Origin of the sequence: Bradyrhizobium sp. Leo170 (assembly GCF_004296405.1) — a bacterium.
Classification (GTDB): Bacteria; Pseudomonadota; Alphaproteobacteria; order Rhizobiales; family Xanthobacteraceae; genus Bradyrhizobium.
In genome coordinates, this window is record NZ_PSRR01000048.1 from 1 (window position 1) to 25,516 (window position 25,516).

General features: G+C 63.4%; 25 protein-coding genes and 1 pseudogene. 13 read left to right on the forward strand and 13 right to left on the reverse strand.

The window, feature by feature from the left end; translation table 11 throughout:
* Window positions 1-138: 138 nt before the first annotated feature.
* On the forward strand, window positions 139-477 hold the full coding sequence (locus CWO89_RS11360) for a winged helix-turn-helix transcriptional regulator (protein ID WP_130578706.1): 339 nt from the start codon (window positions 139-141) through the stop codon (window positions 475-477).
* A 49-nt stretch (window positions 478-526) separates the two neighbouring features.
* Here CWO89_RS11360 and CWO89_RS11365 read toward each other — a convergent pair whose 3' ends face one another.
* The 3 genes from CWO89_RS11365 to hemH form a co-directional block, all read right to left on the reverse strand.
* Window positions 527-973 (reverse strand): NfeD family protein, encoded by a 447-nt coding sequence (locus tag CWO89_RS11365; RefSeq protein ID WP_130578707.1) that lies wholly within the window; start codon window positions 971-973, stop codon window positions 527-529.
* Window positions 974-1,014: 41 nt separating this feature from the next.
* Window positions 1,015-2,013, reverse strand: a complete 999-nt coding sequence (locus CWO89_RS11370) for an SPFH domain-containing protein (RefSeq protein WP_130578708.1) — start codon at window positions 2,011-2,013, stop codon at window positions 1,015-1,017.
* Window positions 2,014-2,330: 317 nt separating this feature from the next.
* A complete protein-coding gene (gene hemH / locus CWO89_RS11375) occupies window positions 2,331-3,365 on the reverse strand; it encodes a ferrochelatase (RefSeq protein ID WP_130578709.1) in 1,035 nt (344 codons plus the stop codon).
* A gap of 180 nt (window positions 3,366-3,545) precedes the next feature.
* On the opposite strand from hemH, the gene CWO89_RS11380 reads away from it, so the two are divergent.
* Window positions 3,546-3,944 carry an MAPEG family protein gene (locus CWO89_RS11380; protein WP_130578710.1) on the forward strand — a complete coding sequence of 133 codons (399 nt, stop codon included), beginning with the start codon at window positions 3,546-3,548 and terminating at the stop codon, window positions 3,942-3,944.
* 167 nt (window positions 3,945-4,111) lie between these two features.
* Here CWO89_RS11380 and CWO89_RS11385 read toward each other — a convergent pair whose 3' ends face one another.
* From CWO89_RS11385 to CWO89_RS11395, 3 genes are read right to left on the reverse strand one after another with little or no spacing between them, the layout of a single operon-like run.
* Window positions 4,112-5,245, reverse strand: coding sequence for a nickel/cobalt transporter (locus CWO89_RS11385; RefSeq protein ID WP_130578711.1), 1,134 nt, complete (start codon window positions 5,243-5,245; stop codon window positions 4,112-4,114).
* Window positions 5,242-5,877, reverse strand: a complete 636-nt coding sequence (locus tag CWO89_RS11390) for a DUF1007 family protein (protein ID WP_130578712.1) — start codon at window positions 5,875-5,877, stop codon at window positions 5,242-5,244. Before CWO89_RS11390 ends, CWO89_RS11385 begins: the two co-directional genes overlap by 4 nt.
* 10 nt (window positions 5,878-5,887) lie before the next feature.
* The gene (locus CWO89_RS11395) at window positions 5,888-7,978 is read right to left on the reverse strand and encodes a M3 family metallopeptidase (protein WP_130578713.1); all 2,091 of its coding nucleotides are present in this window, start codon (window positions 7,976-7,978) and stop codon (window positions 5,888-5,890) included.
* A gap of 143 nt (window positions 7,979-8,121) precedes the next feature.
* Here CWO89_RS11395 and CWO89_RS11400 point away from each other — a divergent pair, with 143 nt between their 5' ends.
* The 6 genes and pseudogenes from CWO89_RS11400 (at window position 8,122) to CWO89_RS11425 (ending at window position 13,045) form a co-directional block, all read left to right on the forward strand.
* Window positions 8,122-8,382 carry a hypothetical protein gene (locus CWO89_RS11400; RefSeq protein ID WP_130578714.1) on the forward strand — a complete coding sequence of 87 codons (261 nt, stop codon included), beginning with the start codon at window positions 8,122-8,124 and terminating at the stop codon, window positions 8,380-8,382.
* A 656-nt stretch (window positions 8,383-9,038) separates the two neighbouring features.
* Entirely contained in the window at window positions 9,039-10,181 is a 1,143-nt protein-coding gene (locus tag CWO89_RS11410) for a type III PLP-dependent enzyme (protein ID WP_130578715.1), read from the forward strand.
* A 123-nt stretch (window positions 10,182-10,304) separates the two neighbouring features.
* Window positions 10,305-10,890: pseudogene (locus tag CWO89_RS11415) on the forward strand (GNAT family N-acetyltransferase).
* 11 nt (window positions 10,891-10,901) lie between these two features.
* The gene (locus CWO89_RS45810; protein WP_165421104.1) at window positions 10,902-11,072 is read left to right on the forward strand and encodes a hypothetical protein; all 171 of its coding nucleotides are present in this window, start codon (window positions 10,902-10,904) and stop codon (window positions 11,070-11,072) included.
* Between the two features lie 98 nt (window positions 11,073-11,170).
* Entirely contained in the window at window positions 11,171-11,560 is a 390-nt protein-coding gene (locus CWO89_RS11420; RefSeq protein ID WP_130578716.1) for a RidA family protein, read from the forward strand.
* Between the two features lie 54 nt (window positions 11,561-11,614).
* The gene (locus CWO89_RS11425; RefSeq protein WP_130578717.1) at window positions 11,615-13,045 is read left to right on the forward strand and encodes a homospermidine synthase; all 1,431 of its coding nucleotides are present in this window, start codon (window positions 11,615-11,617) and stop codon (window positions 13,043-13,045) included.
* Between the two features lie 103 nt (window positions 13,046-13,148).
* Here the strand turns inward: CWO89_RS11425 and arsC are convergent, their stop codons facing one another.
* The 3 genes from arsC to CWO89_RS11440 all read right to left on the reverse strand — a co-directional run bounded on the left by arsC (window position 13,149) and on the right by CWO89_RS11440 (window position 14,689).
* Window positions 13,149-13,550 (reverse strand): arsenate reductase (glutaredoxin), encoded by a 402-nt coding sequence (gene arsC, locus CWO89_RS11430; protein WP_130578718.1) that lies wholly within the window; start codon window positions 13,548-13,550, stop codon window positions 13,149-13,151.
* Entirely contained in the window at window positions 13,547-14,245 is a 699-nt protein-coding gene (locus CWO89_RS11435) for an aquaporin (RefSeq protein ID WP_130578719.1), read from the reverse strand. Before CWO89_RS11435 ends, arsC begins: the two co-directional genes overlap by 4 nt.
* An 81-nt stretch (window positions 14,246-14,326) precedes the next feature.
* Entirely contained in the window at window positions 14,327-14,689 is a 363-nt protein-coding gene (locus CWO89_RS11440) for an ArsR/SmtB family transcription factor (protein WP_130578720.1), read from the reverse strand.
* Between the two features lie 137 nt (window positions 14,690-14,826).
* Between CWO89_RS11440 and CWO89_RS11445 the strand changes: the two genes are divergently transcribed.
* Genes CWO89_RS11445 through CWO89_RS11455 form a run of 3 tightly spaced genes read left to right on the forward strand, consistent with a single transcriptional unit; the run spans window position 14,827 to window position 17,760 of the window.
* Entirely contained in the window at window positions 14,827-15,144 is a 318-nt protein-coding gene (locus CWO89_RS11445; protein ID WP_130578737.1) for an ArsR/SmtB family transcription factor, read from the forward strand.
* Between the two features lie 47 nt (window positions 15,145-15,191).
* A complete protein-coding gene (locus CWO89_RS11450; RefSeq protein ID WP_130578721.1) occupies window positions 15,192-16,562 on the forward strand; it encodes an NAD(P)-binding domain-containing protein in 1,371 nt (456 codons plus the stop codon).
* Window positions 16,563-16,587: 25 nt separating this feature from the next.
* The gene (locus tag CWO89_RS11455; protein ID WP_394568513.1) at window positions 16,588-17,760 is read left to right on the forward strand and encodes an MFS transporter; all 1,173 of its coding nucleotides are present in this window, start codon (window positions 16,588-16,590) and stop codon (window positions 17,758-17,760) included.
* 158 nt (window positions 17,761-17,918) lie between these two features.
* Here the strand turns inward: CWO89_RS11455 and CWO89_RS11460 are convergent, their stop codons facing one another.
* The 4 genes from CWO89_RS11460 to CWO89_RS46905 form a co-directional block, all read right to left on the reverse strand.
* On the reverse strand, window positions 17,919-18,659 hold the full coding sequence (locus CWO89_RS11460; protein ID WP_130578723.1) for an acetoacetate decarboxylase: 741 nt from the start codon (window positions 18,657-18,659) through the stop codon (window positions 17,919-17,921).
* Window positions 18,660-18,782: 123 nt separating this feature from the next.
* Complete coding sequence (locus CWO89_RS11465) at window positions 18,783-19,109, reverse strand: hypothetical protein (RefSeq protein WP_130578724.1); 327 nt, start codon at window positions 19,107-19,109, stop codon at window positions 18,783-18,785.
* A 199-nt stretch (window positions 19,110-19,308) separates the two neighbouring features.
* Entirely contained in the window at window positions 19,309-20,748 is a 1,440-nt protein-coding gene (locus CWO89_RS11470; protein WP_207234459.1) for an ABC transporter ATP-binding protein, read from the reverse strand.
* A 12-nt stretch (window positions 20,749-20,760) separates the two neighbouring features.
* Window positions 20,761-21,012: a hypothetical protein gene (locus tag CWO89_RS46905; RefSeq protein ID WP_207234460.1), complete on the reverse strand. Its 252-nt coding sequence runs from the start codon at window positions 21,010-21,012 to the stop codon at window positions 20,761-20,763.
* A 299-nt stretch (window positions 21,013-21,311) separates the two neighbouring features.
* Between CWO89_RS46905 and CWO89_RS11475 the strand changes: the two genes are divergently transcribed.
* Both CWO89_RS11475 and CWO89_RS11480 read left to right on the forward strand, forming a co-directional pair.
* A complete protein-coding gene (locus CWO89_RS11475; RefSeq protein ID WP_130578725.1) occupies window positions 21,312-22,913 on the forward strand; it encodes a hypothetical protein in 1,602 nt (533 codons plus the stop codon).
* A gap of 579 nt (window positions 22,914-23,492) precedes the next feature.
* Complete coding sequence (locus CWO89_RS11480; RefSeq protein ID WP_245476016.1) at window positions 23,493-25,511, forward strand: TonB-dependent receptor; 2,019 nt, start codon at window positions 23,493-23,495, stop codon at window positions 25,509-25,511.
* The last annotated feature ends 5 nt before the right edge of the window (window positions 25,512-25,516 follow it).

Sequence of the window (25,516 nt, forward strand, 5' to 3'; positions counted from 1 at the left end):
TGCGGTCGAACTGCTCCTTCAGTTCGACCGCATAGGGCGGCTCGAGCGGGGCGATCCGTGACATGGCCGGCTCCTCTGCTACAATAAACGTAGCAACACGCTACAATATCTGTAGCAAGACACAAGCAGGAAACAGCGATGCCGAAGTCCCCCTCAGTCGCCGGAAAGCGCTCGGTCCGCGGCTCCCGAACCGGCCGGCCGATCATGGCGCTGCTCGACCTGTTGGGCCGGCGCTGGACCTTGCGGATCATCTGGGAATTGCGTGACGGCGCCCTCACCTCACGCGCCTTGCGCGAGGTCTGCGACCAGGCGTCCCCGACCATCCTGCAGACACGGCTGACCGAATTGCGCGAGGCCGGATTTGTCGAACTCGCTTCGGGCGAAGGGTACACTCTCACTGCGCTCGGACGAGAGCTGTTCGAAACTTTCCTGCCGCTGCACCGCTTCGCCGAGCAGTGGACCAAGCGCCAAGGGTGAATCGACGGTCGGAAACATCCCCTCCGAAGGAAGAGGTGAAGAGACCGAGCTACGCCACCGCCACCGTCAGGCTGGCGCCGTCGGCGCGGATCACCTTGACGCGGCTGCCGGCCGGCGCGTCGGGGCCGGCGACGCGCCAGATCGTGTCATCGATCCGCACCGTGCCTGAGCCGTCGATGATCGGCTTCTCCAGCGTGAACTCGCAGCCGATCAGGGCTTCGGTGCGCCGGTTGAGGAACGGGCTGCTCGCGCTTGCCGAGGTCCCGCTCTTGGCAAAGTGCCGCCATGCCGGCACAGCGGCGACCGCGAACGCGGCGAACATCAGGAACTGGGTCTGCCAAACCGGATTGATGACGAACGACACCAGCCCGACCAGGAGCGCTGACAGCCCGAGCCAGAACAGGAATACGCCGGGCGCCGCCAACTCCAGCGCCATCAGGATGAAGCCGAAGATCAGCCAGTTCCAGGTACCCAGTGTCGAAAACATCTCGGTCATGACACGATCTCTAATTCCGCAGGCGCAATGCTAGCACGCCCTCATCGCTGCGGCGCGACCGGGGGCGGGGTTGGCCCAGTCGGCGGCACCGAGGAGCGGCGCGCGGCGGCGGCTGCCGAAGCCGTGCTTTCACCGAAGGTGGCGCGTGCGATCTCGCCGATGCCGGCAAGCGAGCCCAGCACGCTCGTTGCCTCGATCGGCAGCATCACGATCTTCTGGTTCGGCGAATCAGCCAATTGCCCAAACGCCTTGATGTACTTGTCGGCGATGAAATAGTTGAGTGCGGCAACGTCGCCCCTGGCGATCGCTTCGGACACCATCTGCGTTGCCTTCGCCTCAGCCTCCGCCAAGCGCTCACGCGCTTCGGCGTCGCGGAAGGCGGCTTCGCGGCGGCCTTCGGCCTGCAGGATCTGTCCCTGCTTGGCGCCCTCGGCGCGCAGGATTTCCGATTGCCGCTGGCCTTCCGCTTGCAGGATGTCGGCGCGCTTGACGCGCTCGGCCTTCATCTGCCGGCCCATCGCCTCCACGAGGTCCGCCGGCGGTACGATGTCCTTGATCTCGATGCGGTTGACCTTGACGCCCCAGGGCGAGACCGCGGCGTCGACGACGCGCAAGAGCCGCTCGTTGATCTCGTCGCGATGCGACAGCACCTGGTCGAGGTCCATCGAACCCATCACCGAGCGGATGTTGGTCATCGTCAGCACCGTGATCGCCTGATGCAAATTGGCGACCTCGTAGCTCGCCTTCGCGGCGTCGAACACCTGGAAGAAGGCAACGCCATCAGCGGTGACGGTGGCGTTGTCCTTGGTGATCACCTCCTGCTCCGGGATTTCGATCACCTGCTCCATCATGTTTATCTTGCGCCCGATGCGATCGAAATAGGGCACGATAAGATTGAGGCCGGGGAGCAACGTGCGGGTGTATTTGCCGAAGCGCTCGATGGTCCAGCCGTAGCCCTGCGGGACGGTCTTGACGCCGGCGAACAGCGTGACGATGACGAGCAGAACAAGGGCGATGGCGAAAATGTCGAAACCACTCATAAAGTCCTCCAAGACCGGCGAAAGCCGGCGCGGCCCTGCATTTGGTCTGCAAAACCGCGGCACCGGTTCAGCCGGCTGTTGGTTGACACATAGTTAAGGAGCGGTTCGCGAGGCTGCCAGATATAGCCTGTGAACGTAAATGATGTGTGGGCCCGTCACGCGGATGCGCGCTTCCGTAGCCCGGGTGAAGCGAACGCGTAACCCGGGACATCTGCATCCGCGTTTGCGACTGGCCCCGGGTTGCGTGGAGCCTGTCATCGGGCGCGCGTTCGCGCGACCCGTTGGCTCCACCCGGGCTACGGGGCTGCGGGCCGACGTCAGATCCAGCCCTGAAGTTCGCGCAGCACGAGCTGGCGGATCACGTCCATGCCAGGCTCGCTGTCGTTCAGGCAGGGAATCGCCGCAAACTGCTCGCCGCCATTTTGCTTAAAGATGTGCGCGTTCTCCTGCGCGATCTCTTCCAGCGTCTCCAGGCAGTCGGCGGAGAAGCCGGGCGTGACGACGGCAATTCGCCGCACGCCATCCTTGGCGAGCTTTTCGACGGTCTTGTCGGTATAGGGCAGCAGCCACACATCGTTGCCGAAGCGCGACTGGAAGGTGAGCATCAGCCGGGAGGCATCGAGCCCGAGGCGCTTGCGCAGGCTTTCCGTCGTTGCGACGCACTGGGAGAAATAAGGATCGCCCTGGTCGACATATTTCTGCGGCATGCCGTGGAAGGACGCCAGGATCAATTCCGGCTCGAACGGCAGCGTCGCCAGATGCGCGTTGATCGAAACCGCCAGCGCATCGATATAGACGGGATCGTCATAGTACGGCGAGGACACCCGCAAGGTCGGCTGCGCGCGCAAACTTGAGAGCACCCGGAACGCTTCGTCGCAGACGGTCGCCGATGTCGCGGCGGAATATTGCGGATAGAGCGGCACCACCAACAGCCGGTTGCAGCCCCGCGCCGTCAGGGCCTCGATCCCCGCCCGGATCGAGGGATTGCCATAGCGCATCGCCCAATCGACCACGACATGGTCTTCCCCGATCGCCGCCGCAAGCTTCTCGGCCTGCGAGCGTGTGATCGTCTTCAGCGGCGACTCGTCCTTCTCGGTATTCCAGATCTTGCGGTAGTCGAGCGCCTTGGTGCGCGGCCGCGTGCGCAGGATGATGCCGTTGAGGATCAGCTTCCACACCAGCCCCTGATCCTCGATCACGCGCGGGTCGGAGAGGAATTCCCTCAAATATACCCGCACGCCCGGGGCGTCGGCGGTGTCGGGCGTGCCGAGGTTGACCAGCAGCACGCCGATGCAATCCGGCTGGGCTTGCGCTGCCGGCATCGCGTTTCCGACTGGGACGGCCACGGTCATGACCGCCGTGGCTTCGCGCGTTGCCCCATTCTTGTCAAGACAACCGAGCGTTAGATCCTGATCCGAAATCGGATCAGGATCTAATCTCTCTGTTTGAGCATGATCTTTTCGGAAAACCGGTTTCCACTTTTCCGGATCATGCTCTCTAGCTAGGCTCTCGGCGCAATGCGGGGAGGAACCATGACGGTTGCCGAATGGTGCGTGTTCGGAACGCTGATGCTGTATTTGCTAACGATCGCAGCCGCCAAGTGGACCGCGAGCGGCCGTTTCGACAATTCCAACCCGCGCGATCCCGCCTTCTACGACGACCCGATCCGGGCCCGCGCGCTCGGCGCCCACCAGAACGGGATCGAGGCGTTTCCGTTCTTTGCCTTCGCGGTGCTGCTCGCTGAATTCCGCGTCGGACCCTTGCGGCTGATCGATGAGCTCGCGGTGTTGTTTTTGATCGTCCGGATCGCCTATGTCTTCACCTATCTCGGCAACCGCCCGACCCTGCGCTCGATCCTCTGGACCATCGGCTTCACGATCAATGTCGCGATCTTCTTCCTGCCGATGATAAGGGGGTATTTGAGGGTCTGAGTTCTCCCTCTCCCCGTTCTTACGGGAGAGGGTTGGGGTGAGGGGCTGTCTCCGCGAAAAAAGTAGAAGTTGTATTCGCGGAGAGAGCCCCTCAGCCGGCGCTACGCGCCGACCTCTCCCCGCGAAGAGCGGGGAGAGGTAACTCCCGAGGCCGCTTCCGCGGCTCGTCACATAAAATAGGCGCAGGTCGGCGGCTCGGTGGCGAGATAGCCGAACAGCAGCCCCAGCCCGAACAGCAGCACCAAGCCGGCGGCGCCGAACTCGATGCCGCGCATGAAGAGCATGCCGCTGCCGTCACGGCCGGCGCTGACGCGTTGCGCCAGGCCGCGGGCGGAGACGGCGAGGATTGCGATCGTCGCCACCGTGATCGCAGTGCCGATCCCCATCACGAAGGTCGCGGCGATGCCGGCCCAGAACAGGCCCTGGGCCAGCGAGAATCCCAGCACCAGGATCGCGCCCGAGCAGGGCCGGATGCCGACGGTCACGATCGCGCTCAAACCGCGGCGCCAGCCGCCGGGGCCTGCGAGCTCGCTTGGCTCGGGCCCGTGCGAATGGCCGCAATGCTCGTCATGGACATGGGCGTGAGCGTGGGCGTGGGCGTGGGCGTGCTGGTGCCCAACGCCATGACCGTGATCGTGATGATGATCATGGCTGTCGTCATGATGATGGTCCCGATGATGGTGACCGTGATCATGGCGACGAAGTGGGACGCCGGCGATGGCCGGCTGCGGCACATGCGCCTGCAGCGCGCGGAAGAAGCCGCCGCCCTTGCTCCAGACCAGCCGCGCGCCAAAGGCCGCAATCAGGGCATAGCTGGCGATCTCGATCACTTTTTCCGCGCCGCACGAGGTTTTCGCGGTGGCGTTGAGCAGCCAGGCGCCGATGACGACGAACACCACGGCCACGACTGCCTGCAGCAGGGCCGAGGCAAACGACAGCGCGATGCCGCGCCAGGCGGTTTCCCGGTTGGCAACGAGATAAGAGGAGATCACGGCCTTGCCATGGCCGGGACCGGCGGCATGGAAGATCCCATAGGCGAAGGAGACCCCGAGCAGCGTCCAGACCGCATAGCCATCAGTCTTGGCCGCACGGATGGTCGAAGAAATCTCTCGGTAGAACTCGCCCTGCTTGGCGAGCAGCCAGCCGATGATACCGCCGACCTGCGGCTCGGCCGCCCGTCGCGGGGCCCCGAACGGATTTTGCGCTGATAGCGCATGCATCGCGGCATCGGCCAGCACGAAGGCTGCGAGCGCCACGGCGGCAATCGCCAGGCCCCGCGCGAAAGACGATCCCTGCTTCATGGGCACTCCACCACGATCTTGTTGGCGAACATCGCGCCGAAGTTGGAGCTATCGCCGTTCAGGAAGTTCTGCTCGCCGAGCTGTTGCGCGCTCGCGGTGCCGTCATTCGGCCGCTGGAATTGCAGCTTGCAGTCGGCCGGTGCGCCGACCAGCTTGACCGGGTCCTTGTCGGCATATTTGAAGTCGATGAAGAAGGCGGGGTCGAACACTTCGAGCGAGAGCTGCCTGGTCTTGAACGGCGTCTTCGCCGGCAGCGTGAAGTGCAGCGTCAATTCCGTGTTGTTGTATTCGAGGAAATAGTCGATCGGTTCAGTGAATTTCTGCTTCCTGCCGTCGGCCTTGGCGAAGGTGAAGTAGGCGTATTCGTTCAGCGACTCGACATTGGTCTGGGCGAGCGGCGCCAGTTCCTCGCGGGTGTAGGCGCCCTTGATCTTGGCCTCGATGCCCTGCAGCGCATAGGTCGAGAACATGTCGTCGAAAGTCCAGGCGTGGCGGACGCCGGTGATGGTGCCGTCGGGCGCATAGATCACCTCGCTCCTGGCGGTGATCCAGACATGCGGGTGGGCTTGTGCGGCGGCCGTGCCGAACATTACGGCTCCGGCGACCAAGAGGCCGAGCCAGTTGCGGGACATGCGCCTCACTTCAGGCGGCCTCGGCCGTCTCGAGCAGCCCGCGCCGGCGGAGCAGCGCATCCGGCTCCGGCTCGCGGCCGCGGAAGGCGACGTAGGCCTCCTCCGGATCGCGCGAGCCCCCCGACGAATAGATGTCGTCGAGCAGGCGCTTTGCGGTCGCGGGATCGAAGATGTCGCCGGCCTCCTCGAAGGCGCCGAAGGCGTCCGCATCCATCACCTCCGACCACATGTAGCTGTAATAGCCGGCGGCGTAGTGGTCGCCGGAGAAGATGTGGCCGAACTGGGTCGGCCGGTGCCGCAGCGCGATCTCGGCGGGCATGCCGATCTTCTCGAGCTCATGCTTCTCGAAGGCCCTGATGTCGCGGCTGGCTTCGGCCGGCTGGGTGTGGAATTCGAGGTCGATCAGCGCCGAGGAGACGAACTCCACGGTGGCAAAACCCTGGTTGAACTTCCGCGCGGCGAGGAAGCGCTGCAGCAGGTCGTCCGGCAGCGGCTCGCCGGTCTGGTAGTGCTTGGCGAAGCGCTGCAGCACCTCCGGCCGCTCCTGCCAGTGCTCGTAGAGCTGCGACGGTAGCTCGACGAAATCGGTAAACACCGAGGTGCCCGACAGCGAGGGATAGGTGACGTTGGACAGCATGCCGTGCAGGCCGTGGCCGAATTCGTGAAACAAGGTGCGGGCATCGTCCGGCGACAGCAGCGCCGGCTCGCCGCCCGCGCCCTTGGCGAAATTGCAGACATTGATGACGAGCGGCGCCACCGCGCCGTCGAGCTTCTGCTGGTCGCGCAGCGAGGTCATCCAGGCGCCGGAGCGCTTCGAGGGGCGGGCGTAGTAGTCGCCATAGAACAGCGCCTTGTGCTTGCCGTCGCGGTCCTTGACCTCCCAGACCCGGACGTCCGGGTGCCAGGCCGGGATATCCTTGCGCTCCTCGAAGGTGACGCCGAACAGGCGGGTGGCGCAGTCGAAGGCGGCCTCGATCATGTGGTCGAGCACGAGATATGGCTTGATCGCGGCGTCGTCAAAATTGGCGCTGATCTGCCGGAGCTTCTCGGCGTAGTACCGCCAGTCCCAGGCCGCGAGCGCGAAATTGCCGCCCTCCTCCGCGATCAGCGCCTGCATCGCGTCGCGATCGGCGAGCGCCCGCGCCCTCGCCGGCTTCCAGACCCGCTCCAGCAGGCCGCGCACGGCCTCCGGCGTTTTCGCCATGGAATCCTCGAGCCGGTAGGTGGCGTAGTTCGAGAAGCCCATGATGCCAGCGGTCTCCTCGCGCAGCGCCAGGATCTCGACGATGGTCTCGTTGTTGTCGTGGGCGTTGCCGTTGTCGCCGCGCGCGGTGAAGGCCTTGAAGACCTTTTCGCGCAGGTCGCGGCGATCAGAGGTTTTCAGGAACGGCTCGACCGAGGAGCGCGACAGCGTCACGATCGCCTTGCCGGCCATCCCGCGCTCTTCCGCCGCAGCCTTGGCGGCGGCGACAAAGCTGTCCGACAGCCCGGCACGGTCGTCCTCGCCGAGCTCCATGAACCACTCCTGCTCGTCGCCGAGCAGATGGTGGCTGAAGCTGGTGCCGAGATGGGCGAGGCGTTCGTTGATCTCGGCCATCCGCGCCTTTGCGGCCTCGTCGAGGCCGGCGCCGGCGCGGCGGAAGCGGGTGTAGGTGCGCTCCAGCAGCCGCTGCTGCTCGCCGCTCAGGCCGAGCGAGGCGCGGTTCTGGTGCAGCAGCGCGATGCGGCCGAACAGCACGGCATTCATCATGATCGGGTTCCAGTGCCGCGCCATCCGCAAGGAGACTTCCTTGTCGATCTCCAGGATCGCCGGGTTCGAATGCGCCGACACCAGGTCGTAGAACACCGCCGCGACCTTGGAGAGCAGCTTGCCGGAGCGCTCCAGCGCGGTGATGGTGTTGGCGAAGTCCGGCGCCGCCGGATCATGGACGATCGCGGCGATCTCGGCGGAGTGATCGGCAAAGGCCTGCTCGAAGGCGGTGAGGAAATGCTCGGGCTTGATCTCGTCGAAAGGCGGCGTCTCGAACGGCGTCTGCCAGCCCTGCAGCAGCGGGTTGGCCGAGCCTTGCGAGGCACCTAAAACTTGCGAGCTTGCCGACATGCGAAATCCCGTTTTTGTCCCGGATATTGCGGCAATGTATACCATGTCCTGCGGCAATTTTGGGCCTTTTGCGCTTGATCGCAGGGCCCATTTCAGGGACATTGCGCCCCTCAAAAAGGACCTTCTTCCATGAGCCTGCTTCCATGAGCCTGCAGCCCTCCTCCACCGGCAACCGCCAGATCGTCTGGCCGAGCGTGATCACCGTGATCAGCGCGGCGATCCTGATCGGCGCGGAAGTGTTCGGCGCGGCCTTCGCCGGCGGCTGGGCGCTCGCGATCCTGTTCGGGCTCGAAGACACCGCCGCGCACATCCTGCAAGCGGTGCTGTTCGCGCTCGGCGTCCTCGTGATGATCGCGTTCATCCGCGCGGCGCAGCGCATCGAGCCGTTCACGCGGCGCGCGTGAGGCGCGACTGCGAAAACACTGTGGCAGAAGGCTCCAAACGCGCAGCCGACTGCTAGCTTCTCTTAACGGCCGTTCATGTTCGGCGCTTCCGCGCGTGCAGCGACAAACGATCGCAAGCTCGCGTTAGGGAAATCTGCGCGCATCGGAAAAAAATTCTTGCGCGGCTGAGTCAAAACACTTATTTCCAACCTTGCCCAATTTCGCACGTGCCTGTGGTCGTGTGTCAGTCGGTAGGTATCCGGACAAGAGGCCGGACAGCCGCCAAGGGATGAAGAACCGAGGGTCGCCTCTGATGCGGCCAGCATCTCTCTCAAGGGATGCCGATGAAGGTCTCTCCATCTCTTGCAACCGTGACTGGCAGCCGGAGGCGAACCGGCGCACCCCGCTCTCAACGGGGGACGCGACTTAAAGCAACGACGGAGCGGGCTTTTTTGGTCTCTACCGGCATTCCAACGCCGGCGCGGGCTACTGAAAAGGCTTGTCCTTCATTGCCAGGTGAGCGGGCGGGAAATCTCCCAACCAATCCACGGCAGCACAGTCTGGTTTGAGTTTTTTGGCTTCGTTGCGCCTCCATCGCGCGATGCGGCCAGAGGGCTCCTATCCGACGTCTTGTTCTTGAAATGCGGCCCCGTCGCTGGGGTCGTTGGGAGAGTGCCATGACCGAGCGCATCCAGGAATTCCTGCGTCACCGCCGCAGCGAGGGCCTCGACACCGAGCCGTGCCTCGTCGTCGACCTCGAAGTCGTGCGCGACAACTACCAGAGCTTCGCCAAGGCGTTGCCGGACAGCCGCGTGTTCTACGCGGTGAAGGCCAACCCGGCGCCGGAAGTGCTGTCGCTGCTCGCCGCGCTCGGCTCCTGCTTCGACACCGCGACCGTTGCCGAGATCGAGATGGCGCTGGCCGCAGGCGCGACGCCGGACCGCATCTCCTATGGCAACACGATCAAGAAGGAGCGCGACATCGCGCGTGCCTTTGCGCTCGGCATTCGCCTGTTCGCGGTCGACTGCGCCGCCGAGGTCGAGAAGGTCGCCCGTGCCGCGCCTGGCGCGAAGGTGTTCTGCCGCATCCTCTATGACTGCGCCGGCGCCGAATGGCCGCTGTCGCGCAAGTTCGGCTGCGACCCGGAGATGGCGGTCGACGTGCTCGACCTCGCCAAGCGGCTGGGCCTGGAGCCCGTCGGCATCTCCTTCCATGTCGGCTCGCAGCAGCGCAAGGTGAAGGCGTGGGACCGCGCGCTGGCGATGGCCTCGACCGTGTTCCGTGACTGCGCCGAGCGCGGGATCAACCTGTCCATGGTCAACATGGGCGGCGGCTTCCCGACCAAGTACCTGAAGGACGTTCCGCCGGTCGTGCAGTACGGCCGGTCGATCTTCCGCGCGCTGCGCAAGCATTTCGGCAACCAGATCCCGGAGACGATCATCGAGCCTGGCCGCGGCATGGTCGGCAATGCCGGCATCATTGAGACCGAAGTCGTTCTGATCTCCAGGAAGAGCGACGAGGACGAGGTGCGCTGGGTCTATCTCGACATAGGCAAGTTCGGCGGTCTCGCCGAGACGATGGACGAGTCGATCCGTTATGCGATCCGCAGCCCGCATGACGGGGCGGACATGACGCCGTGCGTGCTCGCTGGCCCGACCTGCGATTCGGCCGATGTGCTGTACGAGAAGCTGCCGTATCCGCTTCCGGTGACGCTCGAGATCGGCGACAAGCTGCTGATCGAAGGCACCGGCGCCTATACGTCGACCTACTCGTCGGTGGCCTTCAACGGCATCCCGCCGTTGAGGACCTACCACATCTGATCCGCCTTTAAGGATCGACGAACCAGGGAACCGGCCTGCCGGCTCCCTCCCCGACATTTCCGAACTCTCTGAACGACGCTTCCACCGGTGCGCCCCGCCGCTGGAAGCGGGGACTGACGTGCCATGACTGCTTTGCGGAAGACCACCGTTGCCCTCACCCCGAGCGCCGCTCCGTTCGTGATCCGTGCGGAACGTTCCTCGGACGTCGAGACGCGTGAAATGCTGCTGGATGCCTGCTTTGGCGAGAACCGCCATCAGCGCACATGCCAGCGCCTGCGCGACGGACGCGCGCCCGCCGAAGGCCTTGCCCTGTCGGCGATCGCGAGCGGCCGGCTGGTCGGAACGTTGCGGTTGTGGCACGTCAGCGCCGGGGGCAGACCCGCGCTGATGCTGGGGCCGCTGGCGGTGGATTCCACCTGCCGCGGCCTCGGCGTCGGGGCTGCGCTGATGGAGCGCGCGATCGAGGTCGCGCGGGCGCGCGGTGATCCTGCTCGGCGATGCGCCCTACTACGCCCGCTTCGGCTTCTCGCCCGAGAAGGTGGGCGACGTGGCGCTGCCCGGCCCGTTCGAGCGCGAGCGGCTGCTCGGCCTCGAGCTCTCCGAGGGCGCGCTCGACGGCGCCTGCGGCATGGTCGCCGCGACCGGCGCACTGCTGCTCAAACGCAAGGCACGCGCGAAGGTATTGCGCGCCGTGCCGCAGGCCGCGTGACGGTTGCGATCATGGCCGAAGATCTTCCCGCAACCAGCGACGTCGCGCGTCCAGTTCTGCGCAGCGTCATCACCACCATCGTCCTGATCCTGATCTCGGTCATGATCGTCAGGGACATCTTCGTGCGCCGCTGGAGTTCGCCGTCCGCTCCGACAGCCGACACGACCCAGCACTCCCGCTAACCCGCGAAACCAGAACCGAAGGTTGCGCGGGCGGGAAAATCCCGTAAACCCGCGCAAGTACCCTTATGTCGCGCAACGCTGAGAATAGGAGGTCCTGAATGTCCCGCCGCCTGATCTCGACCGGCTCGCCTTTCGAGAAGACTGCCGGCTACAGCCGCGCCGTGATCGACGGCGATTTCGCCTTCGTCGCTGGAACCACCGGCTATGACTACACGACGATGACGATGCCTGATGATGTCACGAGCCAGTCACGGAACTGTTTCAAGACCATCGAGGCCGCCCTGAAGGAAGGCGGCTTCGCGCTGGCCGACATCGTCCGCGCGACCTACTACCTGACGGACGCCAAGGACGCGGATGCCCACTTCGCGGTCTGCGGCGAGTTCCTCGGCGACATCCGCCCGGCCGCCACACTCTTGATCGTCGCAGGGCTCTACAAGCCCGAGATGAAGGTCGAAATCGAAGTCACCGCGAAACGACGCACTGCCTGATCCATTAACGTCCACCAACCATCCACCCGCTCGAGCCATCTCCTGGAGAAAATGATGAGCCCCTCCTCGCAGATCCACGCCAAGATTTCCGGCCCCATTGTCATGATCGGCTTCGGCTCGATCGGCAAAGGCACGCTGCCTCTGATCGAGCGGCATTTCGATTATGACAAGTCGCGCTTCGTCATCATCGACCCGCACGAGGACGGCGAGCTCGCCAGGAAGCACGGCGTGCGCTTCATCAAGGATGGCGTCACCCGCGACAATTACCGCGAACTGCTGGTGCCGCTCCTGACCGCCGGCGGGGGTCAGGGCTTCTGCGTCAACCTCTCGGTCGACACCTCCTCGGTCGACATCATGACGCTGTGCCGCGAGATCGGCGCGCTCTATGTCGACACCGTGATCGAGCCGTGGCACGGCTTCTATTTCGACAAGAACATCGGCACCGAAGGGCGCTCGAACTACGCGCTGCGCGAGACGCTGCTTGCAGCCAAGCGCAAGAACCCGGGCGGCACCACCGCGGTCTCGACCTGCGGCGCCAATCCCGGCATGGTGTCCTGGTTCGTCAAGCAGGCGCTGCTCAACACCGCCCGCGACACCGGCGTCGAATTCAACGAGCCGAAGAGCCGCGAGGGCTGGGGCCAGCTCGCCCACAAGCTCGGCGTCAAGGGCATCCACATCGCCGAGCGTGACACCCAGCGCTCGAAGAAGCCGAAGCCGATGAACGTCTTCGTCAACACCTGGTCGGTCGAGGGCTTCGTCTCCGAGGGCCTGCAGCCGGCCGAACTCGGCTGGGGCACCAACGAGAAGTGGATGCCGGAGAACGGCCGCACGCACGCGAAGGGCTGCCAGGCCGCGATCTATCTGCTGCAGCCCGGCGCCAACACCCGCGTGCGCTCCTGGTGCCCGACTCCAGGCGCGCAATACGGCTTCCTGGTCACCCACAACGAGTCGATCTCGATTGCGGATTATTTCACCGTGCGCGACGGCGAGAAGGTGATCTATCGCCCGACCTGCCACTACGCCTACCACCCGGCCAACGACGCCGTGCTGTCGCTGCACGAGATGTTCGGCGCTGCGGGGCGGATGCAGCCGAAATGGCACATCCTGGACGAGAACGAGATCGAGGACGGCATCGACGAGCTCGGCGTGCTGCTCTACGGCCACGCCAAGAACGCCTATTGGTACGGCTCGCAGCTCTCGATCGAGGAGACCCGCCAGATCGCGCCTTACCAGAACGCCACCGGCATGCAGGTGTCCTCGGCCGTGCTCGCCGGCATGGTCTGGGCCCTGGAGAATCCAGAAGCCGGCATCGTCGAAGCCGACGAGCTGGATTTTCACCGCTGCCTGGAAATCCAGCGGCCGTATCTCGGCCCGGTGAAGGGTTTCTACACCGACTGGACCCCGCTCGCCGACCGGCCCGGCCTGTTCGCGGAGGATATCGACACCTCCGATCCCTGGCAGTTCCGGAACGTGCTGGTGCGCTGACGCGCGCTCTCCTCTCGTCATTCTAGGAGACCTGACAGCATTGAGCTCTGATGTGCAGTTGCACGTCAGAGCTCTTCAGGTGACCGCCCGGAACGCGGATTTATCAGCGGCCTTCGACCACCTCGCCATCCTCCTTCACGAAACGTCCGACTGGATTGTCCAAGAGGTCGATCACGACCTCGGACGGCCTGCACAACCGGACGCCCTTCGGGGTGACCACGATGGGACGGTTAATCAGGATGGGATGCGCCATCATGAAATCCAGCAGTTGGTCGTCGGACCATTTCGGATCGTCGAGGCCAAGCTCCTTGTAAGGCGTGCCTTTCTCTCGCAGCAGGGCACGCACCGGGATGCCCATCGCGGCGATCAATTCCTTGAGCGTCTCGCGCGAGGGGGGCGTCTTGAGATACTCGATGACGGTGGGCTCGGCGGCGCTCTGCCGGATCATGGAAAGCGTGTTGCGGGACGTGCCGCAATCCGGGTTGTGATAAATGGTGACGCTCATCTGGTTGTCTCCGCGATTGGGACCGTGCGCGCATGAGGTCGCCCGAGCAGCCAAATCATCAACAGCATGCCGACGAGCGCTCCGCATAGTTCCGCAAGTATGAAGCCAGGCAAATCTGTCGGGCGAATGCCGGCAAACGTGTTCGTCAGTGAACGCGCGATCGCCACTGCTGGATTGGCGAACGATGTCGAGGCGGTAAACCAGTACGCGGCCGTAATGTACAGGCCCACCAGCCAGGGAACGGCGGCGCGCTGAAAACGGATGCCAGCCAGAATCGTTGTGATCAGGCCAAAAGCTGCCACGGCCTCCGCAAACCATTGCGGTCCACCTGTCCGCATTTTGGTCGAGACGTCGATCACCGGCAGAGCGAACATCAAATGCGCGGCCATCGTTCCGGCGATGCCACCTGCGATCTGCGCTATCGCATACAGTGCAGCCTCATTCGCCGGCAACTCGCGTTTGCCGGTGAAGACGAGCGTTACGGCTGGATTGAAATGCGCTCCGGAGATCGGTCCGAGCACGCTGATCAGCACAACCAGGATTGCGCCAGTCGGCAGCGTATTGCAGAGAAGCGCGAGAGCGACATCTTTGGTCAGGGTCTCGGCCATGATGCCGGACCCGACCACGGTGGCGACGAGAATTCCGGTGCCCAATGCCTCGGCCGCCAAGCGTCGCGAAAGGTCGAAGGCCTCCATCAGCCGGCCCTCGGCGTTGGCTGCTTCGCGCCCAAGCGCGCCGAGTTACCGGTGCAGAGGAACAGGACGTTGTAGAGGTTGTCAGCCACGGGTTCGCTCCTTTCGCTTCGGAGAACAACAGGACTGCAGACTTTCGACGACCGGCGTGCAGACCTCCGGTCGCCCGTCGCAGCAATCCCGGAGCAGGAACACGGCGACGTCGCGGAATTCAGCCAGATTGGCGCGATAGACGATCGAGCGACTATGCCGTTCGGATGTCACAAGCCGCGCGCGGGTTAAAATCGACAGATGCGCCGACAGCGTGTTCGGCGGAACTTCGAGCAGACGGGCAAGATCGCCAGCCGCAAGGCCGTCAGGTTCGTGGCTGACTAACGTCCGGAAGGCCTCAAGGCGGGTCGCTTGTGAGAGGGCCGCGAGGGCCAAGACTGCTTCTTCAGTTTCCATATATCCAGATTTATGGAAATATCGGATGGAGTCAACTCAAAAAATCCGCGTGCAAGGAGACCGGTGGACCGGCACTATTTCCAATATTCCAGAAATACAGTTTGACAAATACACTGTCCGCGCTCATCCTGCACTTCGTGAAGATCGATGATGCAGTAGCCCGCCTCGAAGCGCTAGGCAACCCGACCAGGTTGAAAATCTATCGCGCGCTGGTCCGCGCCGGACGTGCAGGCATGCCGGTCGGGCGCCTGCAGGAGCGGCTCAAGGTTCCGGCCTCGACACTGTCGCACCATATCAAGACGCTCGTCTCCGTCGGTCTGATCTCGCAGGTGCGCGAGAGCACGACGCTGGTTTGCCACGCCGAATACGACACCATGCAGGGTTTGGTGGATTTCCTCGTTGCCGAGTGCTGCGTCGACGAGACCCAATGCGAGAAAGCGCAGACAGCGGCCTGATTTTTTTGCCAACTCATTCGATAATTCTAGAAGGATAGGAGCGGGAAATGAGCGCAGGAAAGACGGTCGCGATCATAGGAGCCGGCCCCGTCGGCCTGGCTGCGGCCGCGCACGTGTTAGAGCGCGGCATGACGCCCGTCGTGCTCGAGTCCGGACCAGAAGCCGGACATGCGGTCCGTCAATGGCAACACGTCCAGCTCTTTTCACCTTGGGAATACAACGTCGACCGGGCCGCCGCACGGTTGCTCGCGCCAACAGGCTGGAATTCGCCGGACCCACAGGTCTATCCGACCGGCGGCGAACTCCTGGCCCAGTATCTTGTACCGCTCGCGACGCGCACGCACCTGAAGGACACTATCCGCACATCGAGCCGCGTCACCGCCATTGCCCGTGCCGGCTTTGACAAGGCGAGGACGAAGGGCCGAGAGGCTGCACCCTTTGAGATACGCTACCAGAACGGCAAGGGGCCTGAGACCCTCCGCGCCGATGCCGTCATCGACGCATCCGGAACGTGGTTCTCGCCGAATCCCGCCGGCGCCAACGGCCTTCCGGCGATCGGCGAACGAGAGGCCCAAGCGAAGATCGCCTACGGCATGCCGGACGTGCTCGGCAAAGACCGCGACCGCTACGCTGGCAAAGCCGTCGCCGTACTTGGCGCGGGACATTCGGCGATCGGTACCCTGACCGACCTGGCGACGCTGGCCCGTCAGGTGCCGGGCACCCGCCCGATCTTGCTGCTCCGCGGCAATGATCCTGCCAAAACCTTCGGAGGCGGCGCGAACGACAAGCTGGCGGCGCGTGGCGAACTCGGCACCCACTTCGCCTCGCTGGTCGCATCAGGCCAGGTGCAGGTTGAGGCCGAATTTTCCGTCTCGGCGATCTCGCCGATCGACGGCCGGCTTCGGATCGCGACTTCGTCAGCCTGCTGTGGACGCAGCGTCGTCGCCGACGAGCTGGTCATCACAACCGGCTTCCGTCCGGACCACTCCTTCCTCAGCGAGATTCGGCTCCGGCTCGATGCCGCGATCGAGGCGCCGGTCGCGCTCGCACCGCTGATCGATCCCAACGAGCACTCCTGCGGCACCGTGCGCCCGCACGGCGCGCGCGAACTGCAGCAGGACGATCCGGGCTTCTACTTCGCCGGCATGAAATCCTACGGTCGGGCGCCAACCTTCCTGATGATCACCGGCTACGAACAGGTGCGCTCGATCGCCGCCAATATCGCTGGCGACAAAGAAGCCGCCGAGCGCGTCGAACTCGAACTCCCCGAAACCGGCGTCTGCACGCGCGGCGGCGTTGACGGCGGGATCGCTGCATCCGGCTGCTGCGGCGGGCCGGCACCGGCCGGCATCGACGCCTGCTGCTCCGACGATGCCGTGGCGAAGGCCGCCGGCAAGTCCGGATGCGGCTGCTCCTGAGGACGCGGAAGTGGACAGACAACGCTTGCGGGTGGTCGCCGCGCTTGGGACCGCCCAAACGCTGGCCTGGGGATCGAGCTATTATCTGCCGGCGATCCTGGCAGATCCGATCGCCCGCGATCTCGGAATTTCGACCAACTGGTTCTTCGCGGCCTTCTCGACGTCCCTTGTCATCTCCGGATTACTGGGTCCACGCGTCGGCCGCCAGATCGACCGCGTCGGAGGGAGGCAGGTCCTCTGTATCTCGAATGTGGTTCTTGCAGCCGGGCTCGCGTTGCTTGGCGCATCGGCTTCTGTGTGGGCGATGTCGGCGGCGTGGCTCCTGCTCGGCATCGGCATGGGCCTCGGACTCTACGATGCGGCGTTTGGAGCGTTGGGACGCATCTACGGCAGCGACGCACGCGCCTCGATCACCGGCATCACGCTGATTGCCGGCTTTGCCAGTACCGTCGGCTGGCCACTGAGTTCGTTCGGGCTCGAGACGATCGGTTGGCGGGAAACCTGCTACGCTTGGGCGATCGCGCACGTCGTTATCGGTCTACCCCTCAATCTCGCGCTGCCCAGCGCGGCAAAACCGGTCCGCTCAGAAGGACCCGTGACGAAGCCGCATATTCCGATCGACCGAACCATGGTCCTGCTCTCATTCGCGTTCGCGGCCGCTTGGACGGTGACATCGGCGATGGCCGCGCATCTGCCACGGATCGTCGAAGCATTCGGTGCGACGCCAGCGCAGGCGGTGTTCGCCGGCATGATGATCGGACCCGCCCAAGTCGCAGCCCGTATGATAGAAGCAAGCCTTCTTAATCGTTTTCACCCGCTCGTCTCGACACGACTTGCCTGTATCACTCATCCCATCGGAGCGTGCGCAATCGGCATTTTCGGCGGTGGTGCGGCCGCCGCTTTCGCTCTGCTACATGGGGCCGGCAATGGTATCCTGACCATCGCACGGGGAACGCTCCCGTTGGCGATTTTCGGACCGGAGAACTACGCCTATCGGCTTGGCTTGATCGGCGCACCATCCCGCATTTGCCAAGCGTTCGCGCCCCTTGGGTTCGGACTGCTTATAGATACCCTAGGCCGATCGATAGTGATCGTATCGGCCGGACTGAGTCTTTCGGCACTAATAGCACTCTTGTCGCGCCCCCAATCTTCGGCGGTTAAAGCCACAGCGCAGCCGCCCGTGGATAGCGCCACCTGATCGGTGATCCGTGACGCATGCCGGGCTGGCGCTGCGGCTCGGACGGTCATGCGCGGCCTCGCGCCGCGCATTCACACTCTGCCTCGGTTGGCCAAGACGCGGATGGCCGGGTCAAGCCCGGCCATGACGAGATCGGGAGTCTCGCGCCGCCGCCTTCGTCACTTCGCCATATAATCGAACGCCACCGTGCCGAGCCCCAGCGTCAGGTCCGCCTTGAAATGCAGGGCGGAGACGACCTCGCGCACCGGCAGGCGCGCGACGTCGCAGAGCGCGTGCGGAAACAGGCCGAGGGCGGCAGGACCGGTCCAGGCTTCCTTCAGCGTGATGTCTTCGAGATGAAAGCGTACGAGTTCGCAGATGCGCGGGCTGCCGTCAACATGCGGGATGATTTTCAGGATGAAGTTCGGCGCCTTCATGCTCTTCAGCACGGCGTCATGATCGACGGGGCGGTGCTTATAGCCCATGGTGCCGGAGGCGCAGAGCACCGAGCCGTAATGCAGCGTGCCGACCAGCACGTCGCTCTCGACCTCGATCTTCGGCCTCGCCAGTTTCTTCGGAAATCCCCAGAGCTCGCGGCCGCCGGCGATCGGCCCTTCGTCGTCCAGATACATCGCGTGGGTGTAAGCCCCTTCCTCCCCTTTCAGGCGAACGGGGATCACCTGACCGGTCTCGGTGTAGTCGCCGAAGCCGGTGGAGTCGGGCATCCGGATGAACTCATATTTCACCACGGGCTCGGCGACCTCGAGCGGCTCCGGCACCACGGCGGCGAGCGCTTCGGGATCGGTCCTGTAAGTGATGACGAAATATTCGCGGTTGAAGAAGCGATAGGGCCCCGGCGGAAACGCGGGGCTGGTGAGCGGCATCGAATAGGCACTTCGCCTGACGTCGTCGATCTTCATCTGCTGACCCCATAGGTCGTTGGCGTGTCGCTGGCGACCAGGATTATGCGGCGGCAGAGGGACGCAGGCGAGACTGTAAATTCGGCAGGGTCCGTTCAGGCCGGTCCCGGGAACGCGAGGAAATCACTTCTGCTGGACCGGCGGCGCGGTCTTTTCCGCGGGCGCGGGTGGCAGCGCGGGCTGCGCGCCGGCCTTCTGTGCCTGCGGGTCGGGACGTGCGGGTTCGGGCGCCGGCGTGGTCGGCCGCTCGCCGCCCGGCTTTGATTCGGCTGGCTTCGTCTGCGGCTCGGGCGGGGACGACTGCACTGGCGGCGTTGCCTGCGCCACCTCCTCGGATTGGCGCGCGGCAATCTCGACCAGCGAAGCGGTCGAAATCACAAGTCCGCCCACAAACAGGGCGGATGCGATCAGAAGATCCTTCCTGTATCTGCGCTGCCTGTCGGTCGTCATCTCGTTCTACCCGCGTCATTGTCCGCGGAGTCAACGATCCCGGCGAGGCCTGGTTCCGCTCGCAGGGCGGCTGGAGTCGTGCCGACTTACGGCCTGTAGCTTGTAGCCCGGGTGGAGCGGAACGCGTAACCCGGGAAATCTGTACCGGCGTTTGCGAACGGCCCCGGGTTACGCGTTCCGCTCCACCCGGGCTACGGTGCTAATCCTTTAACAGCGGCGCCAATGCGGGAATCCCTGGGGTGCGGGATTGCCCGGGATCGCTTAAGTCCACGACATTGTCCGCCTCGCCAAGAACGGACCTTCGGTGCGTGATGGCCAGCACCGTGACATCGCGAACGAGGGTACGAACGTGGTTCATGATGTCCCGCTCGGTTGCGTCATCGAGCGCAGAGCTCGCCTCGTCGAGGAAAAGAACGGTCGGGTTGCCATACAAAGCGCGGGCGATCGCGATGCGCTGGCGCTCTCCGCCCGATAGCTTCAGGCCGCGTTCGCCGACCCTGGTCTCGAAGCCCTCCGGGAGCGCATCGATGAACGACAGGATAGCCGCCTTTTCCGAGACGTCACGAAGCCGGGCCTCATCTCGTGTGCGGCCCAGAATGATGTTGTCTGCAAGGCTTTCGTTGAGCAGCACGACGTCCTGAGGCACAACCGCTATGGCGCGGTACCAGTCAGCGCGCGCGATGCGCAGGAGATCGATGTCGTCGACGAGAATGCGACCTGAATGCGGCTCGATGGATTTCAGCGCGAGCTTGAAGATGGTCGACTTTCCGGAGCCGGTCTCGCCTACGATAAACGTGATGGAGCCGCGGCTCGCCGTAAAGCTGATCCCATCGACCCCACGACCGTTGCCGTAATCGTACCTGATATCGTCGAAGATGATGCGTCCCTCTCGGGGGACGAAGGTCTCTGCATGCAAGGATTCACTCTCTTCGGGAGCCCGCCACATGTCGGCGAGCGGGATGAGTTGCGCCCGGGAACGCGCGAAACTATCCATCGTCTGGGCGATCATCTCGAAAGGCAGGTTGAGCTGGAGCAACAGGGCGTTGAACAGCACGATATCGCCGACCGTCGTCGCTCCGGCCTGATAGCGAGGCAGCAACAGCAGGAAATTGACGGCGAATTGGATCGAGAGACCCAGGCCCAACAGGGCCGACGAGCCGGCGCGACGGAATGTGTAAGCCCGCCAGCTATCCTTTACCGCACGAGCCTTCTCGGTAAAGCGGCTGCTCATCCATGCATGACTGCCGAGATGACGCAACGTCTCCATCGCGTTCATCGCGTTGCCGACGAATCGAGCATTTTCCTGCGCAGCCGAGACGGCAGCGTCGAGAAGGGCCTGCGATCGACGCGTCGAGACGAATGTCATCGTGATCATGGCGGCGCCGTAAGCGGCGACGATCGCCACGACCTCGATACTCAAGAGAGCGCCGAGGGTGACGAGCGTGAGGGCGATCTGCGTCGCGCCCGGGATGAACACGATCAGCGCGATGTGCATGATCGTCGTCAGTGCGCCGCGCCCCTGGGCGCCGGCAGTCTGGATCTCGGCCGGGTTATGCTCGACGAAGAAGTCGGATCTTTTCCTCAAGATGCGTTCGAAGAACCGCGTGCTTACGATGAATCCGAGGTTTTCGGCCGTCATCACCGACAGATGTTACACCGCGCGCTGCAGCGCCGAGGCCAGTCCCACCAGCGCCGCGTAGAGCAGGAACGCCCATAGAAGGTCCGAGACGGCCGTCTCCTTGGTCAGCCGGTCCACCAGGCGGGAGAACAGGTACGGCGCAGCGATGCCGCTCGCGCTCGACAGGAAAACGATCGCCGCCACCAGCGACAGCGCCCGCCAGTCGGATTTCCAGTAGGCATGGAAGATTTCGGCGATAGGGGCGTTGCTCGCGGGCTTGGTCATAAGTTTCTGATTTGGAGCGATTCACGCAAATTTCGATTGGCCAATTCTGTCTCAGAGACCATGACCGATCAACGACGGTGGCGACGGCTTTAGGAAAAAAGTTGCTTCTGTCCGATCGTGGGCGAACGTTCGCTTCTGGACGCAAACCAGGCATTCGCCGCCTTCGCAACGGAAGCATGCCGATCGCATCGATGCGATGACCTCGGGCATCAGGCAGATGCCCGCACCGCAGTCCGTACTGAACACCGCGAACGGTGTGAAGCTGATCACATTGCCTGTGGGAGTTTCCTGTTAAATTGATGATGATCCATCCGATGCCGGAGGGCACGGCCATGCAAAGCACAGCTTGTTTGGAATGGATACAGCGTTGGCGTAAGCGGGGATCGGTTGTTGCTTTTGTCGCCTGCTGCAGCATCTGCCTGATCTCGGCCTCTGCCACGTGTGCTGCCCAGGCTACATTCAAACCCGCGGATCAGCCTAACGGCACGCCATCGGAAGACCCGACAGCAAGCGCCGTCTTCATTGTCGACGCAAAAAAGTGCGAGAAGAAGGCTTCCGACGCCTGGTCGGAACCTGAGGTATGGGCATGGCAACAAATCTGCCGGCATCTCAACGTCGATTTCGACGAGAAGGAAGCGAACGACTACGCGGACAGACAGGGGGACAAGGATTCACCCAAGCGCGATGCCGTGTACCGGCAGAAGCTTGAAGCTCTTCGAAAGGCGAACAATGAGAACCCCGAGAAGCTGGCCACCGACGAATCGCGAACGCTCAGCAGCAAATTTCTGGCGATGATTTTCGGCGACCCGGAATTGAGGCATCACACGTGGAACGTGCCGCTCAGGTTGTTCGGGTTCAGTACCGACCGACTCGTTATCGACACCGCGGCGCTGAAATCGCTGGATATACAAAACGCATACGTCGAGAGGTTCGTAATCCAGAATACGACCCTTGATGGTGATCTCAGGTTGGAGAACTCCCACTTGGCAAGCATCAAGATGCAATTGGTAGCGGCCAAGCATTTCCTGCTGAATAAAGTATCGGTTACCGCGAAGAAGGTCGGACCGGACCATGTGGGTCCCAATCCGCCGCCATTCGATGCAGAGAAGCCAGATGGAGCACTGACGATTCATACGGCACGGATCGAGGACCGGTTATCAATCTTGGAAGGGTCCTACGACGCCATCGACTTGAAGCGCGTGAAAGTCGGCGACCTCTTCATCCATCAGCCTGACTGGAACCGCTCCAGGGACACCAATAAACCAGAGCTGAGCATCACTGAGTCCGTGGACCATGGGGTCTTCACCTTTCAGGTCAGCCCTGCGGGCGCATCGCCCCAGCGGATCAAGCTCGACCAGTTCATCTTCGCCAATGCCTATCTCGGTCCGGACCCGATGCCGGTCATCCGCGCCATGGATGCATACGCCGGGATCCGCACTAACGGCCGCCCGGACCTGGAGCCATATACGCTGATCGCCAAGTCATATGCACAACGGGGTGAAACCCACAACTCCGACAAAATCCTGATTGCCAAGAACAACCAAGACTGGCACTGGGCGGACATAGCGTCGCTGGATTTTGTTGGCCTCACTTTCACATGGCTTGTAGCCGATTACGGCTTCCATCCGGAAGTAGGCTTCTTGTGGATCCTCGGATTCGTGCTGCTTGGCTGGGGAATCTTCTGGCACGCCTCCAATCGTCTGGCAGCAGGTTCGTACCAACCGAAAAGTCCTTTCCTGTTAGCTCTGGATTCAGTGATACCGGGCATCCACTTGGACAAGAGCCACCAAGATGTACGCTATGATGGATGGCCTCAGGGCATGCTCTATCTGCTCCGGATCCTTGGCGCCGTGCTGGTCTTCGTTGCCTTCAGCTATCTGCAGAAGAAGGTGCTAGGCTGACCGTTGGAGGTCGTTTCTTCCGTTCAAATGCACGTCGTGCATGCAAGCCCTCGCTGCATACACGCGCCTGCACGTATCGAAGCGAGATTGTTTAGTTGAATTCTCGTGGATGACGGCAGATCAAAAACAAATGAACGTCGAAGATCAAACGTCGTCGCTTTTGTCAAATCGCGCCGTGCGCGGCGGCGAGTTGTGTTCAGCATCTCATCTCTGAATCTGCGTGAAAAGCTAGATGGAATCTAAGCCCGCCGCATTGTGACCGCACCACGACCTCCTGTAGGTCGCGATCTCGGTAGCCGACAGAAGTCGGCTGGGGATTTTGGGGCGACTGATCTGATGACGCGCGGGACTACACTTCACAAGAAAACCCTTCTGGCTGCAGCAAGCGCACTTGCGTTGACGATTGATGGCGGAGACGCAGCCGTTGCGCAGACGTCGCACGAGCTTCCGGCCGTGCAGGTGCACGCGCCAACTCCGCGCGCAGCGCGTCGTGTCGCACCGCGCCAAAATGCCGCAACTGCACCGCGTGCAGCTCCGCGCCCCGTCGAGCCTCGTGCGCGGACGACACCGCCAACCGGGATGATCGGCAGCCTGCCGCCGTCCTATGCGGGCGGGCAGGTGGCTTCGGGCAGCCAGGTCGGCATGCTCGGCAATCGCAACGTGATGGACACGCCGTTCAACCAGACGAGCTACACCGCGCAGACGATCCAGGATCAGCAGGCGCGAAAGCTCGATGACGTGCTCGCCAACGAGCCGTCGATCCGCTCCTACGCGCCGCGCGCCTACGGCTTCGACTTCGTGTCCATCCGCGGCTTCAACGTGCCGAGTTCGGCCTACGGCATCAACGGATTGTACGGCATCGCATCGGGTTTCTCGTTCTCGTCGCTGGCGGCGATCGAACGCGTCGAGGTGCTGAAGGGACCGGGCGCGCTGCTCAACGGCATGCCGCCGGACGGTGGCGTCGGCGGCAGCATCAATCTCGTCACCAAGCGTGCCGGCGACGACCCGATCGCGCAGCTAACCAACACCTATGCGTCACGCTCGCAGTTCGGCACGCATTTCGATGTCGGTCGCCGGTTCGGCGAGGCCAACGAATTCGGCGTTCGATTCAACGGCAGCTATCGCAATGGCGATACCGAGCTCGCCAACCAGAGCCAGGAGCTCGGGACCGCAGCGCTCGGCCTCGACTACCGCGGCGAGCGCGTCCGTCTGTCCGCGGATGTCGGTTACGAGAAGAATAACATCGACGCCATGACGCGCTACGTGGTGCTTGGTCCGGCCCTGACCGGCGTGCCGGTGCCGCCGGATGCACGGGCGAGCTTCATGCCAAGCTGGGGCTATTGGAACGGCGAGGGCAAGTTCGGCCTCGTGCAGGGTGAGGTCGACATCACCGAAAACCTGACGGCCTACGCCCAGGCTGGCGTGGTACAGGGCGAGACCAGGTATCTTTATTCGGATATCAGGCTCACCAACCTCAACGGCAATTTCGACGGTTCGCCGCGACTGAACAGCCAGACCCGCGACCAGGCGGCGGTGCAGGCGGGCTTCCGTGCCTCGGTGGATACCGGGCCAATCCACCACGCGATCAATTTCAACGCGACGGGATCCGAAGGCGAGGTCGGGATCATCAACACGACGGGCACGGCCTTCACGTCCAATCTCTATAGCCCGCGTCCGAGCCCAACGCCGCTGATCTCGGTCGGAGCACCGCCAAAAATCTCGGATACGCATCTGTCGAGCTTCGGCATCGCCGACACCATGTCGGTGGCGAACGGTCGCGTCCAGTTCACCGCGGGCGTGCGCCAGCAATATGTCGAGAGCCGGGCGTTCAGTGCGACGACCGGTCTGCAAACCGGCGGCTATGACACTTCAGCAACGACGCCGGCCTATGCGGTGGTAATCAAGCCGCTGGAGAACGTCTCCATCTATGCCAACTACATCGAAGGGCTCGAGGCCGGCACCGTGGTCGGCGCTCAGTATGCCAATGCCGGCCAGGTGCTGCCACCCTATCGGACCCGGCAGTATGAAGTCGGCGCCAAAGTCGATTGGGGCCGGATCACGACGACCGTCAGCGCCTTCGACATTAACCGGCCGCTGCAGCTCGTCGATTTCGTCACCAATACGCTGACGCAATCCGGCGAGAGCCGCAACCGCGGCGTCGAGCTGAATGTCTTCGGTGAGGTCACGCCAGGCGTGCGGCTGCTGGGTGGCGTGATGTTCATCGATGCGCGTCAGGACAAGACCGAGCGCGGGCAGTTTGACGGCTACCGGACTTTCAGCGTGCCCGACACACAGCTCAATCTCGGCGGCGAGTGGGATGTGCCGTTCCTGCGCGGCCTGACGCTGACGGGACGCGCGATCTATACCGGCAGCTTCTTCGCTGATCAGGCCAATACGCTCCTGGTCTCGGACTGGACACGCTACGACGCCGGTGCGCGCTACACCTTTACGGCGCCGTGGAATAACAAGCCGGTGGTGGTGCGCTTCCAGGTCGAGAACCTGTTCGACAAGAACTACTGGCAGGGCGCCAACACCAACAGATACGTCTATCTCGGCGCGCCCAGAACCTATCTGGTCTCTACAACCTTCAACTTCTAGCAATG